Genomic DNA, 13667 nt, shown 5'->3' with positions numbered 1-13667 from the left:
TGGAAGTCGTGGGTTACGGAGGAGGGCGGGGCCGGTCAGCGGCCGATGCCGTAGACGCCTCGGGCGTCGTCACGGATGACCTTGCCGAGCTGGAGCTCGACGACCCTTCGCCGCATCGAGTCCACGATCGAATGGTCGTGGGTGGCCATCAGCACCGTCGTGCCGGTGCGGTTGATCCGCTCCAGCAGCAACATGATGTCCTGGCTGGTGTCGGGGTCCAGGTTTCCCGTCGGTTCGTCGGCGAGCAGCACGAGCGGGCGGTTCACGAACGCGCGGGCGATCGCGACGCGCTGCTGCTCACCACCGGAGAGTTCGTTGGGGAGGCGGTCGGCCTTGCCGTCGAGCCCGACGAGTTCGAGCACCTCGGGGACGACCTTGCGGATCGTAGGGCGCGGCTTGCCGATGACTTCGAGCGCGAACGCGACGTTCTCGGCGACGGTCTTGTTCGACAGCAGACGGAAGTCCTGGAACACGCAGCCGATGGTCTGCCGCAGACGCGGCACCCGGCGGCGGGCGAGCTTGGCGACGTCGAAGTTGGAGACCATCACGCGGCCCTTGCTCGGGACCTCTTCGCGCAGCAGGAGACGCAGGAACGTCGACTTCCCGGATCCCGAGGGACCGATGAGGAAGACGAACTCACCTTTGTCGATCTCGACCGACACCCTTTCGAGGGCGGGACGGGTCGAGGTCTTGTAGACCTTGGAAACCTCTTCGAGCCGGATCACGGTTCGGCATACTACCCATGCCGCCCGTTAAGCCCGGGTAGCCCGGTCCCGGCGGCCAAGCGAGCAAGGGACCTTTGCTATCACTCTCTTCCGGAAAGTGATAGCAAAGGTCCCTTGCTCTCTCACGCAGGGTTGTTACGCGGCTCCGGACTGCTTGCGCCAGCGGATGCCCGCCTCGAGGAAACCGTCGATCTCGCCGTCGAGCACCGACGACGGGTTGCCGACCTCGAACTCGGTCCGCAGGTCCTTGACCATCTGGTACGGGTGCAGCACATAGGAGCGCATCTGGTTGCCCCAGCTGGAGCCGCCGTCCTTGAGCGCGTCCATCTCGGCGCGCTCCTCTTCCTTCTTCCGCTGCAGCAGCCGCGCCTGGAGGACCTTCATCGCGGCCGCCTTGTTCTGCAGCTGCGACTTTTCGTTCTGGCACGAAACGACCACGCCGGTCGGGATATGCGTGATGCGCACCGCCGAGTCGGTCGTGTTGACGCTCTGCCCACCGGGGCCGGACGAGCGGTACACGTCGACGCGGATGTCCTTCTCGGGGATGTCGACGTGGTCGACCTCCTCGACCTCGGGCATCACCTCGACGTGCGCGAAGGAGGTCTGGCGACGGCTCTGGTTGTCGAACGGCGAGATGCGCACCAGCCGGTGCGTGCCCTGTTCGACCGAGAGCGTGCCGTAGACGTAGGGAGCGCTCACCTTGAACGTCGCGGACTTGATGCCCGCTTCTTCGGCGTAGGAGATGTCGTAGACGTCAGTCGGGTAGCCGTGCCGTTCCGACCAGCGCAGGTACATCCGGAGCAGCATCTCGGCCCAGTCGGCCGCGTCGACGCCGCCGGCTTCGGAGCGGATGGTGACCACGGCGTTGCGCTGGTCGTATTCGCCCGACAGCAGGGTGCGGACCTCGAGGCCGTCGATGTCCTTGGTGAGCGCGGTCAGCTCCGACTCGGACTCGGCCACGCTGGCGGCATCGCCCTCGGCCTCGGCCAGTTCGTAGAGGACGCCCAAGTCGTCGAGCCGCTGACGCAGCTCGGAAATGCGGCGCAGCTCACTCTGCCGGTGTGACAACTGGCTGGTGACCTTCTGCGCCGCTTCGGGGTCGTCCCAGAGGTTCGGACTGGACGCCTGTTCCTCCAGTTCGGCCACCTGGGCACGCAGCGCATCCAGGTCCATCACCGACTCGATCTGCGTCAGCTTGCCGGCCAGGTCCTTCAGTGCTGCATCGAACTCATCACTCACGTCGGCCAAGGTTACGGCAAAACCCACGACCGGTTGCGGGGAACCGGTCGTGGGCACCTGTCCGGGTCAGGACTGAGGGATGGAATCCAGCAGTTTCAGTGCGGCTTTGGCCTGCGCCTGGGCGAACTCGGCGACCGCCTTGGCGTACGGGCCGTCGGCGGCCTTGGTGGCGGCCTTCGCGTCGTCGAGCTGCTGCGTGTAGCTCGCGCGGGCCGACTCGAGCAGAGTCGAGCGCTGCTTCACCGTCAGCGAACCGGCGTGCACGAGACGCAGGATCAGCGGGCTGCGGAGGTGGTCAGGACCGGCTTCGGAGGACAGCCACGTCTTGAACGCCTTCTTGCCCGCCGCGGTGATGAGGTACTGCTGGCTCGACCGCGGGCCCTGCTTGCCGAGGCGGACGAGGCCCTCCTTCGACAAGGCGGGGAGCTCCCGGTACACCTGGCTGCGGGTCACGCTGAAGAAGGCGCCGAAACGCTCACCCGCCCCCGCGACCAGTTGCCCGCCCGTGGCGGGACCGTCGTGGAGAAGACCGAGCAGTGCGGCGGCTGTTGCATTCAATTCGGACACGTCCTCTACGGTCCCACTTTTCGGAACCTGTGTCCACTGTGGTCAGCACATCTGTCCATTGTGGCTAGTGATATGCGCTCATTCGGCCCAACGCGCTACACCTGTCCACAAAGGACCGAACACGCTGCGCAACCGGCGTTCGCCACGGACAGCGGTACGCGTCCCCCGCCCCGCCCAACGACAGCGGGTGATCGACCCGGAGGGCGCACGGCCACAGATCCGGAAAAGAGAGAAGCGCGTGCCTGCGATTTCCGCAGACACGCGCTTCGTTTTCTCTGTAGCGGGGACAGGATTTGAACCTGCGACCTCTGGGTTATGAGCCCAGCGAGCTACCGAGCTGCTCCACCCCGCGTCGTTGTGTTAATAGATTACAGGGGGGCGAAACCGGGTTTCAGGCGGGTCCCCTTAACTTCGCGCAGGGTCGTTGACCTGGCTTTATGTCGCGGCTTTGTCATCCAGCCAGGCGAAGACGCCGTTGAGCACCATGGTCAGCCCGTCGCGGAATCTGCCCTCGACATCCTCGTCGAAGACCCACACCGTGGGCGTCAGGTCATAACGCGAGTCGCGTTCGCCCGGGGTCGGGTAGACGGCCTGCTCTTCGATCGTGAAGCCGATGACGTAGCTGTAGACGGTGAACAGCGCTCGTCCAGCCAGGTACATTTCCAGCCCCGCGTCGATTCGCCCGCGCAGAGGATTGTCGGTGAGCAGCGTGTCATCGGTCAGAAACGTCCCCGAGAAGACCTTCGCGCCGTCACGGTAAGCGAGCATCATCTCGCGCATCCGCTGTGACGCCACCTCAAGGGACTCCCGTTCCCCCATACCTTCGGGAGTACGGCCCGGCATGGCGTCGGCGTACATCTGCGTCGCCATCTCGTCGAGCAGCTCCTGCTTGTTCTTCATATGCCAGTAGAGCGCCGGCGCCTTGACCCCGAGCTCCTGCGCGATCAGGCGGAGCGTGAGCCCGTTGAGCCCGACGTCGTTGAGCAGCCGAAGCCCGGCGCGGACGATGTCCTGCCTGGTCAGACCCACTTTTGAACCTTCTTCCCGCACTACCGCCTTGACAATTTAACGATGTTAAGGGCACGCTGGGCTCAGGTCAATTTAACGTCGTTAAGGAGTGGTATGAACAACCTGGGGACCGACGTGATCGTGGTCGGAGCGGGGCCGACGGGGCTGATGCTCGCGAACGAACTGGCGCTCGCCGGCGTCGATGTCGTGGTACTGGAACGCCTGACCGGCCGGACAGGACTGTCCAAAGCGCTGAATCTGCAGCCGCGGACCGCGGAAATGCTGGAGCTGCGCGGACTTCTGGACGGCGCCGAGGAGCGTTCGTTCGCGACGGTGCAGGACGGGCATTTCGCGATGATCCCGGTCGACTACCACGGTTGGGACACTCGTTTCCCCTTCCAGCTGGGGATTCCGCAGGCCGAGGTCGAAGCGTTCCTGGAAGAACGGCTTGCCGCACAAGGAACAAAGGTGCTGCGCGGCGCCGAAGTAATCGATTTCGTACAGGACAAGGACTCTGCGACTGTCCGGTACCGAACAGACAGTGGAGAAACGCGGCTGTCCGCGAAGTACCTCGTCGGCTGCGACGGAGCGCGAAGCGTTGTACGCAAAGGACTCGATGGGGACTTTCCCGGTGTGGACGGTGAAGGTTTCGGCGTCGTCGCGGACGTCCTGTTCGACAAAGCACCTGATGGCGCGCAAAAACAGTGGCGAACGATGCGGAACATCGGCGAGCCGACCGGTGCGACGACGTTCAAGGGCCTGATTCCGTTGGGAGAACCCGGTCTCTACCGCTTCATTTACGGCGACCGGGCCTCGCGGCCTGCGGACATGCGGCCCACCGTCACGATCGACGAAGTCCGGCAGGCCCTGCTCGAGTCCTACGGCGACTCGGCGATCGTGTCAGAAATTCGCTGGGTGTCGCGGTTTTCCGACGCCGCGCGACAAGCGGCGCACTACCGCGACGGCCGGGTCCTGCTGGCGGGCGACGCCGCGCACATCCATTTCCCCGCAGGCGGCCAGGGACTGAACCTGGGCGTGCAGGACGCGATGAACCTGGGCTGGAAGCTGGCGGCGACCGTTCGTGGCCAGGCCGGTGACGAACTGCTCGACACTTACGAAGCCGAACGGCACCCCGTCGGCGCACAGGTGCTGCACAACGTCGCCGCGCAACTAGGACTGACTCCGCGGTCTCACGAGTCTCGCGCGCTTCGCGATCTTTTCGCCGACCTGACCGCGCTGCCCGAGGTGAACCGGTACCTGTCGGGCATGGTCTCCGGTCTCGGGATCCGCTACCCGACCTACGGCACGTCGCACCCGGCCCTGGGCTCGCGCCTGAGCGACCAGGACATCGCCACCGACGCTGGCCCACTCCGCCCGAGCACTCTGTTCCACACGGGCGGCTTCGTGCTCCTAACGACCACTTCAGCCCACATCGACACCGCCCGCACCTGGTCGCCACACCTGACGACCCAGTTGGTCACCGCCCTGCCGTGGCCCGCGACCGAGGCCGTCCTGTACCGCCCCGACGGCTACGCCTGCTGGGTCGCCCCCACCCCGCCGCGATAGCAAAGGTCCCTTGCTCCCTCGCCGCGATAGGAAAGGTCCCCTGCTCCCCGCGTTAGCAAAGGCCCCCTGCCCCCCCCCAACCGCCCAACCGCCACGCCGGTCACCCACGCAACCAACACCGGGGGGTCCAGGGGGGCGAAGCCCTCCCTGGCGGGGGCCCGGGGGTTCGACCCCCGGTACAAATGCGAAAGAGGCGTGTGTCCGCGTTTTCCGCGGACACACGCCTCCAACCTCTGTAGCGGGGACAGGATTTGAACCTGCGACCTCTGGGTTATGAGCCCAGCGAGCTACCGAGCTGCTCCACCCCGCGTCGTGACACCTACCTTACGCCTGCGTTTCGAGCAGGCGCAAAGCAGGTGCCCTTTTGGTAATCGACGTCACCCTCCGGGCTGGCCGGTGGGCGGCGGCGTGCTGCTGGCCGGCGGGTTCGCCTTGGCCGACTCATAAGCCTTGGAGGCGGCTTCGAGGGCGGCCAGGGCGGCACCCTGGTCGGCGTAGTTGCCGGCTTGCTGGGCGGCGCGGAACTTGACCCAGGCGTCGTGCATCTCGCCCGCGGCCTTGTCGAGCGCCGGGTTTCCGCTGGCCGGGGGTTGCTGTGGCGTCGTTCCCGGCGGTTGCGGTGTCGTGGGTCCGGGTGTGCCGCCGGTCTGGGGCGGCGTGACCCCGGAACCCGTGCCCGCACCGAAGACCTGGTCGAGGGCCTCGTTCAGGGTCGGCGCGAAGCCGATCTTGGTGCCGTAGGAGACCAGGACGCGGGCGAGCTGCGGATAGCTGAGCTGGTTCCGCTGCCTGATGTAGACCGGTTCCACGTAGAGGAAGCCGTTGGCGACCGGCAGCGTGATCAGGTTTCCGTAGGTGACGGTGACGTTCGGGTTGTTGAACAGGGTTCGGTCCTGGGCGACCCGCGGGTCACTTTGGAATCTGTTCTGGACCTGGACGGGACCGTCCACCTGGGTCGCACCGCTGGCGCCTGTCGGCAGTCTGAGGACCCGCATTTTCCCGTAGTCCTCTGGATCCGAGGACACCGACATCCAGGCCGCCAGGTACTGCCGTTGGAGACCGGTCAGTGAGCTGGTGAGCTGGAAGCGCGACTTGGTGTCTCCGGGCGCGGTGGCCAGCACGTAGTAGCCGGGCTGGTTGGCGATGCCGGACGCGGACGCGTTCACGCCGCCTTCCTGCGTCGGGTCCTGCGGAACGCTCCAGAAGGCCTGCTGGGCGTAGAACTCCGCCGGGTTGTTCACGTGGTACTTCGAAAGAAGTTCCCGCTGCACCTTGAAGAGGTCTTCGGGGTAGCGGAAGTGCGAACGCAGGTCCGGTGAGATCTCGCTGCTCGGCTTGACCAGGCCCGGGAAGACCTTCTTCCAGGCGTTGAGCACCGGCTCGTTGTCCTCGACGCCGTACAGGTTCACGGTGCCGTCGAACGCGTCGACGGTGGCCTTGACCGAGTTGCGGATGTAGTTGATCGAGGAGTTCGCCTGGCGCGTGGTGCCGCTGAGCGAGTCGTTGGTGGCCTGCCCGAGCTGGGTCTGCTGGGCGTACGGGAAGTTGTTCATCGTCGTGTAGCCGTCGACGATCCACTTGATCTTGCCGTCGACGACCGCCGGATACGGGTCGCCGTCGAGGGTCAGCCACGGGGCGACCTTGGCGACGCGATCCCGCGGTTCGCGGTTGAACATGATCTTCGATCCGTCGCCGATGGCGTCGGAGAACAGGATGTTCCGTTCCCCGTACTCGGCGGCGAAAACAAGCCTGTTGAACCAGTTGTCGATCGGCACGCCGCCGGAGCCCTTGTAGATGTAGGCGCGGTCGACGGCCGTGTCGTACTCGCCGGGTGCCTGACCGGCCTTGCCGCCGACGATCGCGTACGCGGCGTCGGTCGCGAGCTCGCCGTAGTAGATGCGGGGCTCTTCGACCTTGATGCCCGGCTTACCCGGGTCGGTCGAGCCGGCGCCGGTCGGGTTCTGGGTGTCGCTGGTGGTGGCGATCGGGTAGCCGCCGTCGGAGTTGGCGTCCTTCAGCGCGCGGTCGATCGTGTTGGCCGGCGCGGCGACGAAACCGTTTCCGTGCGTGTAGACGAGGTGCTTGTTGATCCAGTTCGTCTGGTTGCCGGTGAGGCCTTCGGTCTTGATCTCCTTGGCCGCGACGATGTAGTCCTGCGTGACACCGTTGAGGGTGTAGCGGTCGATGTCCAGCTTGGACGGGAAGCCGTAGAAGTTCTCACGGCCGACGCGCTGGGTGAAGGTGTCGCTGAGGACGTTCGGGTCGAGGAGCCGGATGTTGGGAACGGTCCCCTTGTCCTGCTTGATCTCCGCGGAGGTCGCCTCGGATTTGCCGGTGTAGTCCTTGTACTCGACGTTGGTGAGCCCGAACGCCTGGCGCGTCGCGTCCATGTTGCGCTGGATCGACGCGGATTCCTTCTCGTTCGCGTTGGGACGCACCGAGAACTGGTCGAGCACCGCGGGCCACGCGACGCCGACGAGCACGTTCGACAGGATCAGCAGCACGAGCGCGATCGCCGGGAGCTGCAGGTTGCGCAGGAACGCGCCGGCGAAGAACGCGACCGCGCAGATCACCGAGATGCAGAGAAGAATCAGCTTCGCGGGCAGGACCGCGTTCAGGTCGGTGTAGGTCGCACCGACGAACAACGGTGCTCCCCGGTCGGAGAGCAGCAGGTTGTAGCGGTCGAAGAAGTACTCGACCGCCTTCAGCAGCACGAAGATGCCGATGGTGATGGCGAGCTGGGCGCGCGTCGGACCGGCGAGCTGGCCGCCCTTGCCCGCGAGCCGGATGCCACCGAAGACGTAGTGCGAGATCAGTGCGCCGAAGAACGCGATGACGACCGCGATGAACAGCCAGCCCAGGAGCCAGTTGTAGAACGGCAGGTCGAAAGCGTAGAAGCCGACGTCGTTGCCGAACTCCGGATCGGTCTGGCCGAACGGCGTGCCGTTGAGGAACAACTGCACGACCTGCCAGTCGCTCTGCGCGGACGCACCGGCGATGAGCCCGGTCAGCACCGGGATGCCGATGCCGAACAGGCGGATCCGGCCGACGATCGCGGAGCGGTAGCGCGCGAGCGGGTCGTCGTTCCCGGAGATCGGCACGAAGACCGGCCTGGTCCGGTACGCGATCATCAGACTGATCGCGAGCGCTCCGCCCACCAAGAGCCCTACGGCGAAGAACAACACGACCCTGGTGATCAGCACCGTGCTGAACACGTTGCGGGCACTGACCTCGCCGAACCACAGCCAGTCGACATAGGTGTCGAGCAGTCTCGCGCCCAGCAGCAGGGCCAGGATGACTACGGCGGCGATGATGAGCAGTATCCGGCTGCGCCGGGACAGCTTCGGCAGGCTCACGGGGGGCCGAGTGGCCACTGCACACGCTCCTGGTTTGGTGAACTTTTCGCGGGGGCGCGCGTACCGCGTGCGGCCCCTGATGCTCTAACTCTACGGATGCCGTCAGAAGTTCCCGGAACCCGCCCAAACCGGACTCGGAAGGCCGCGGTCCAGGTCGCCTGGAACGATAGGCGAATGGCACCGAGTGAGCAGCAGGGCGTGGCCGGCCTGGCCCGCGAAGTCGAGGAGTTCGTAGCCTCCGGAGGATGGGACCAACCGCCGCAGCTTTTCGCGCTGGTCCCGACCGCGGCTCTGCTGGACGAGCAGCCCGAGCTGGCCGGGCAACTCGACCCCTCGAGCCCGCTGACGCCGGTCGCCCAGGAGGCACTGCCGGACGGTGACCTCGGCGAGGCACTGGCGCAGATCGCGTGGCCGGATCTGGTGCTGGGCTGCGCGCTCGCGCAGGAGATCATCGTGCTGCCGCCGGACGCCGAAGCCGAACTTCCCGTCGTGCCCGAGACCGACGCCGAACGCCTTCGCCAGGCGGCCGCCGATCACCCGCGCCGGACCGAAGCACGGCTCGTGGCCGCAGTTCTAAGGGAAGGCGCGGGAGCCTGTGTCATGCGGCTCCGCGGCGCCGGACAGCCCGACGAAGGCGACGAAGGCCCTGTCGACGAGATCATCGAGAACCCGGAGCTGGCTCCCAACCTGCTCGAAGCCCTGAAGGCGACACTGCTCCCCTGACCTGGCAAAAGAGAGCAGGGGACCTTTGCTGTCACTCTCCCGGAGAGAGTGACAGCAAAGGTCCCCTGCTTCCCCGCTGTCAGCAGGAGGCGGTCGGCCTGCCCGCCTTGAGGTTCTCGAGCTGCGCGATCGCCTCGTCCAGCGTGGCCACCTTGATCAGGTTCAGGCCGTCGGGCGCGGCGGTCTTCGCCTCGGCGCAGTTGTGCGCGGGCACGAGGAAATCGGTCGCCCCGGCTTCGCGGGCGCCGACCACCTTGAACGAGATTCCGCCGATGGCGCCGACGACGCCCTTCTCCGAGATCTCGCCTGTCCCGGCGATGTGCCTGCCGCCGGCGAGGTCGCCCTGTTCCATCTTGTCGACGATCGCGAGCGCGAACATCAGGCCGGCCGACGGACCGCCGACGTCCTGCAGCGAGATCTTCACATCGAACGGGACATCCGCGCGGTCCACCGCGGTCAGGCCCATGAAGCCTTCGGGCCCGTCGGGCCGCTGCGCGAGAGTGAGCGGCACGGTGCGTTCGGCCTGACCATCGGATTTGAAGGTGATCTGCACGGTCTGACCGGGCTTGGTGCCGTTCAGCGCCGCCCGCACGTCGGTCGCCTCCGTCACCGTCTTCCCGTTGACGATCAGCAGGCGATCCCCGGGCGCGAGCACCTTGTCCGCCGGGCTGCCGGAAACGATGGTCTTCGCCAGCACCTTCACCGGGAACTCGCGGCGCAGCGCGGCGACCTGGGCCGCGGTCTGCGAGTCCTGCAGCTGCTGGATGTTCTCCTGCCGGACCTGCTCGTTGGTCTCGCCGGGCTTGAAGTACTCCTCGCGCGGCGCCAGTGCGTACCGGCCGCTCGCCCACAGGCCGAGCGCGTTGAAAAGCGTGATGCCGCCATCGCGCAGCGAGACCGTCGTCATCCGCAGTTCACCGGAGGTCTGGAAGACCTCGTGCCCGTTGACCTGGATCACCGGCTGCCCGGCGGCGTCCTTGCCGAGCGTGTCATAGGTCGGGCCGGGACTGATCGCCACATACGGCACCGGGATGAAGAACCCGACCAGCGCGAAGGCCACGAACAACGCGCCGCTGACCAGCAGCGTCCAGCCCCGTCGGGTCAACCGCCGTTCAGAGCGGTCCTGGTCACTCGCGGACCCCGCACGGCTCCGCGCTGCTGTGGTCTCCTCCGAGGGCTCTGTCACGCGTGACAGCGTACGGTGACGGTGTTCGCTTCTCGGTGAAGGCCACGCTCATCACTCCAGTTGACGAGCTCTGGGTCCCAGGACCCGCGTACGGTGGTGCCATGAGCAAACCCCCGTTCGGCTTCGGACCGCCCGATCCCGACAAACGAGGCGAGAACGAGCCGTCGGACTCCGGCGGCCAGCCCTCCGGCGCCGAGGCCTTCAATCAGCTCGGTCAGATGCTCAGCCAGCTGGGCCAGATGCTCAGCCAGGCCGGCAGCTCGACCGGGCCGGTCAACTATGACCTGGCGAAACAGATCGCACTGCAGAACCTGAGCAGCAGCGGCACCGCCGACGTCCAGCTCGGTTTCTCGTCGTCCAGCGGTGGCGACTCGAGCACAGCCGTCCGTGACGCGGCCCACCTGGCCGAGTTGTGGCTCGACGCCGCCACGATCCTGCCCGCCGGCGCTTCGACGACTGTCGCCTGGTCCGCACGCACCTGGGTCGAGAAGACCCTGCCCACTTGGCAGCGCCTGTGCGACCCCGTCGCACAGCAGGTGTCGGGCGCCTGGGTCGAGGCCCTGCCCGAGGAAGCGAAGCAGGCCGCTGGCCCGCTGCTTTCGATGATGGGGCAGATGGGCGGGATGGCCTTCGGCTCTCAGCTCGGCAACGCCCTCGCTCAGTTGGCTTCCGAAGTGCTCACCTCCACCGAGGTCGGCCTTCCGCTCGGCCCCGCCGCGACGTCCGCGCTCCTGCCGGCGAACATCGAGAAGTTCACCGAAGGCCTGGAGCTGCCGACCAGCGAGGTGCTGGTCTTCATCGCCGCGCGAGAGGCCGCCCACCAGCGGCTGTTCGCCCACGTTCCCTGGCTTCGGCAGCGACTGCTCGCCACGGTCGAGGAGTTCGCGAGCGGTATTTCCGTCGACACCTCCGCGCTGGAGCAGCTCGCCGGGCAGATCGACCCGTCGAACCCGGCCAGCATCGAAGAGGCCATGTCGTCCGGCCTGCTCGAGCCCCAGACCTCGCCCGAGCAGAAGGCGGCGCTGAACCGCCTCGAAACCCTGCTCGCCCTGGTCGAAGGCTGGGTCGACGTCGTGGTCGCCGAGGCGATCGGCGACCGCCTCCCAGGCGCGGACGCGCTCCGGGAGACGTTGCGCCGCCGCCGGGCCACCGGTGGCCCGGCCGAGCAGACCTTCGCCACCTTGGTCGGGCTCGAACTCCGGCCGAGGCGGATGCGAGCGGCTTCCGCGCTGTGGAAACTGGTCGGCGACCAGCACGGGATCGAGAAGCGGGACGGCCTCTGGTCCCACCCCGACCTCATGCCGACCGCCGAGGACCTCGACGAGCCGCTCGACTTCGCCGAACGCCTGGGCGATGGCGAGTCGACCCTCGACGGCATCGACCCGATCGCGGAGATCGAGCGCACCGAGCGCGAGAAGCAGAAGCCCGGGAACGACGACAAGGGCACGTCCGACAAGGGCGACGAAGACAAGAGCTGAGGCACGTCAGTCCTCCGCCGCGATGCCCCATCCGGCGGCGGAGGACAGGCCCTCCAGGTAGCCGATGGCGCGTTCGGTCTTGGGATAACGGCGAACGAGTTCCCAGAACGCCGCGTTGTGCCCTGGCTCCTTCAAATGCGCGAGTTCGTGCACGAGGACGTAGTCCAGCACCCAGGCCGGCACCCGGCGCAGCCGGTCACTGACCCTGATCGTCGCGTCGACCGGTGTGCAGGACGCCCACCTCGTCCGCATCGGCGGTACCCAGCGGACGCTCGCGGGTATCGCCTTTCCGTCCAGATATTTCGCCGAAAGCACGGCGCAGCGAGCCAGCAGTGCCTCGTCCGAGGCCTTAGGCGGAGCGGCCCGCCGCGGGCCCGTGCGCAGCAGCTTGCGCTGCATCTCGGCAACCCAGTGCTTCTCCTCGGCCCGGGTCATCCGGGCGGGGATCAACACGACGAGGGTGTCCTCGTCCCAGTACGCGGTGACGGTCCGGTGGCGGCGCTGGCTACGCCGTACCTCGACCTTGTGTTCGGGAGTGTCCGACAGGGGATTGTCCCGGCTCCTCAATGAGGGCATCCGTGCTTCGACCACTCGACCACGGTAAGGCCAGTCACCGACAACTCCGAGAGCCGAAAGGTCACAGCCTCGAGTTGTCCACAACGGGCCCCACCTGTGGATAACTCGGGTTTTTCTTAGCGGATGGTTAGCGTGCCGGTGCGATCCTGCGATCATGAACCTTCGCGAACCGGACCTGAGGTCGATCGTGCTGCCCGCCTTCCCGGCCCTGCTTCCCGGCCTCGATGTGCTGGAACGCGGGGACGGCGAGTACCAGATCGGCCTCGACCCCGCGCACGCCGTGGTGATCACCGGAGTGGCCCCCGAGGTGGCGGGCGCGCTCCGCAAACTGGACGGGAAACGGGCGGTCGACGACATCGTGCTCGCGCAGAGCGAACACGATGAACAGCTCCGGGAGCTGATGGTGGACCTGACGATCCGCGGGCTGGTGACCGACGCGGGCCAGCCCCGGCGACATCCGAGGCCCAAGCCGGAGACGGGAATGTGGTCGCTTCGCGCTCGCCACCACCAGGCGGCGCTCACCACGCGCCGCAAGCACACGGCGGTGGCCGTCCACGGCGACGGCAGGCTGGGCGTGGCCATCGCCGTGCTCCTCGCCAACGCCGGAATCGGGCACATCGACGTCCGGGCGACCGGCACGGTGCTCGAACGAGACCTGGGTTCGGGCTATACCGAGGCCGAGATCGGCATGTTCCGCCGGGACGCGATGGCGCAAGTGGTGCACCGTGCCGGCGGGGACACCTCGACCACCCGGCTCTACGCGGACCGGCAGCCGGAACTCGTGCTGCTCACCGATGCCGTGGTGCCCGCGCCCGAAGTGGTCAACGAACTCGTCCAAAGCGGCATCAGCCACCTGCCGGTGCGCGTCCGGGACGGGGTCGGCATCGTCGGGCCACTGGTGGTGCCCGGCCGGAGCAGCTGTCTGCGCTGCGCTGACCTGCATCGTTCCGCCGCCGACGACACCTGGCCCAGAGTGGCGAGCCAGCTCGCGGGACGGGTGCAACGGCCGGACCTCGGTGCCGTGCACGCGTGTGCCGCATTGGCCGCCGCGCAGGCCCTCCGGCTTCTCTCGCCCAGCGACCAGGCGCCGCCGGCGTGGAACGCCACCTTGGAGATCGACTTCTTCGACGGAGCCATCCGCCACCGCGACTGGCCGCCACATCCCGGATGCGGATGCGGTGCCCACTGATACCGCGAGCGACGTAGCCCACACGCACGCCCTCGACAGGCTGCGCGCGCGTGG

Annotated in this window: 11 protein-coding genes and 2 tRNA genes; 4 read left to right on the top strand and 9 right to left on the bottom strand. The window is 67.1% G+C overall.

Annotated elements, in window-relative coordinates; translation table 11 throughout:
- Positions 1–35: 35 nt before the first annotated feature.
- The 5 genes from ftsE to H5J31_RS24815 all read right to left on the bottom strand — a co-directional run bounded on the left by ftsE (position 36) and on the right by H5J31_RS24815 (position 3560).
- Positions 36–725 (bottom strand): cell division ATP-binding protein FtsE, encoded by a 690-nt coding sequence (gene ftsE, locus H5J31_RS24835; protein WP_005168409.1) that lies wholly within the window; start codon positions 723–725, stop codon positions 36–38.
- A 135-nt stretch (positions 726–860) separates the two neighbouring features.
- A complete protein-coding gene (prfB, locus tag H5J31_RS24830; RefSeq protein ID WP_181775045.1) occupies positions 861–1964 on the bottom strand; it encodes a peptide chain release factor 2 in 1104 nt (367 codons plus the stop codon).
- A 66-nt stretch (positions 1965–2030) separates the two neighbouring features.
- The gene (locus H5J31_RS24825; RefSeq protein ID WP_181775044.1) at positions 2031–2531 is read right to left on the bottom strand and encodes a PadR family transcriptional regulator; all 501 of its coding nucleotides are present in this window, start codon (positions 2529–2531) and stop codon (positions 2031–2033) included.
- A 278-nt stretch (positions 2532–2809) separates the two neighbouring features.
- A tRNA-Met gene (locus H5J31_RS24820) sits at positions 2810–2883 on the bottom strand.
- Positions 2884–2966: 83 nt separating this feature from the next.
- The gene (locus tag H5J31_RS24815; protein WP_181775043.1) at positions 2967–3560 is read right to left on the bottom strand and encodes a TetR family transcriptional regulator; all 594 of its coding nucleotides are present in this window, start codon (positions 3558–3560) and stop codon (positions 2967–2969) included.
- Between the two features lie 93 nt (positions 3561–3653).
- Here H5J31_RS24815 and H5J31_RS24810 point away from each other — a divergent pair, with 93 nt between their 5' ends.
- The gene (locus tag H5J31_RS24810) at positions 3654–5105 is read left to right on the top strand and encodes an FAD-dependent monooxygenase (RefSeq protein ID WP_181775075.1); all 1452 of its coding nucleotides are present in this window, start codon (positions 3654–3656) and stop codon (positions 5103–5105) included.
- Between the two features lie 236 nt (positions 5106–5341).
- Here the strand turns inward: H5J31_RS24810 and H5J31_RS24805 are convergent.
- Positions 5342–5415: transfer RNA gene (locus H5J31_RS24805), tRNA-Met, on the bottom strand.
- 67 nt (positions 5416–5482) lie between these two features.
- Complete coding sequence (locus H5J31_RS24800; RefSeq protein WP_328701599.1) at positions 5483–8479, bottom strand: UPF0182 family protein; 2997 nt, start codon at positions 8477–8479, stop codon at positions 5483–5485.
- 156 nt (positions 8480–8635) lie between these two features.
- Here H5J31_RS24800 and H5J31_RS24795 point away from each other — a divergent pair, with 156 nt between their 5' ends.
- Complete coding sequence (locus H5J31_RS24795) at positions 8636–9184, top strand: PPA1309 family protein (RefSeq protein ID WP_181775042.1); 549 nt, start codon at positions 8636–8638, stop codon at positions 9182–9184.
- 79 nt (positions 9185–9263) lie between these two features.
- Here the strand turns inward: H5J31_RS24795 and H5J31_RS24790 are convergent, their stop codons facing one another.
- A complete protein-coding gene (locus tag H5J31_RS24790; RefSeq protein WP_181775073.1) occupies positions 9264–10268 on the bottom strand; it encodes a YlbL family protein in 1005 nt (334 codons plus the stop codon).
- Positions 10269–10471: 203 nt separating this feature from the next.
- Between H5J31_RS24790 and H5J31_RS24785 the strand changes: the two genes are divergently transcribed.
- Positions 10472–11848 carry a zinc-dependent metalloprotease gene (locus H5J31_RS24785; RefSeq protein ID WP_181775041.1) on the top strand — a complete coding sequence of 459 codons (1377 nt, stop codon included), beginning with the start codon at positions 10472–10474 and terminating at the stop codon, positions 11846–11848.
- 6 nt (positions 11849–11854) lie between these two features.
- Here H5J31_RS24785 and H5J31_RS24780 read toward each other — a convergent pair whose 3' ends face one another.
- Positions 11855–12415, bottom strand: a complete 561-nt coding sequence (locus tag H5J31_RS24780) for a M48 metallopeptidase family protein (protein ID WP_076168951.1) — start codon at positions 12413–12415, stop codon at positions 11855–11857.
- A gap of 163 nt (positions 12416–12578) precedes the next feature.
- On the opposite strand from H5J31_RS24780, the gene H5J31_RS24775 reads away from it, so the two are divergent.
- The gene (locus H5J31_RS24775) at positions 12579–13613 is read left to right on the top strand and encodes a TOMM precursor leader peptide-binding protein (protein WP_181775040.1); all 1035 of its coding nucleotides are present in this window, start codon (positions 12579–12581) and stop codon (positions 13611–13613) included.
- Positions 13614–13667 lie beyond the last annotated feature (54 nt).

Origin of the sequence: Amycolatopsis pittospori (genome assembly GCF_013870525.1) — a bacterium.
GTDB classification, from domain to species: domain Bacteria; phylum Actinomycetota; class Actinomycetes; order Mycobacteriales; family Pseudonocardiaceae; genus Amycolatopsis; species Amycolatopsis pittospori.
Note: the sequence above shows the minus strand (reverse complement) of the source record. Positions and strands in the feature narration are given on the sequence as shown.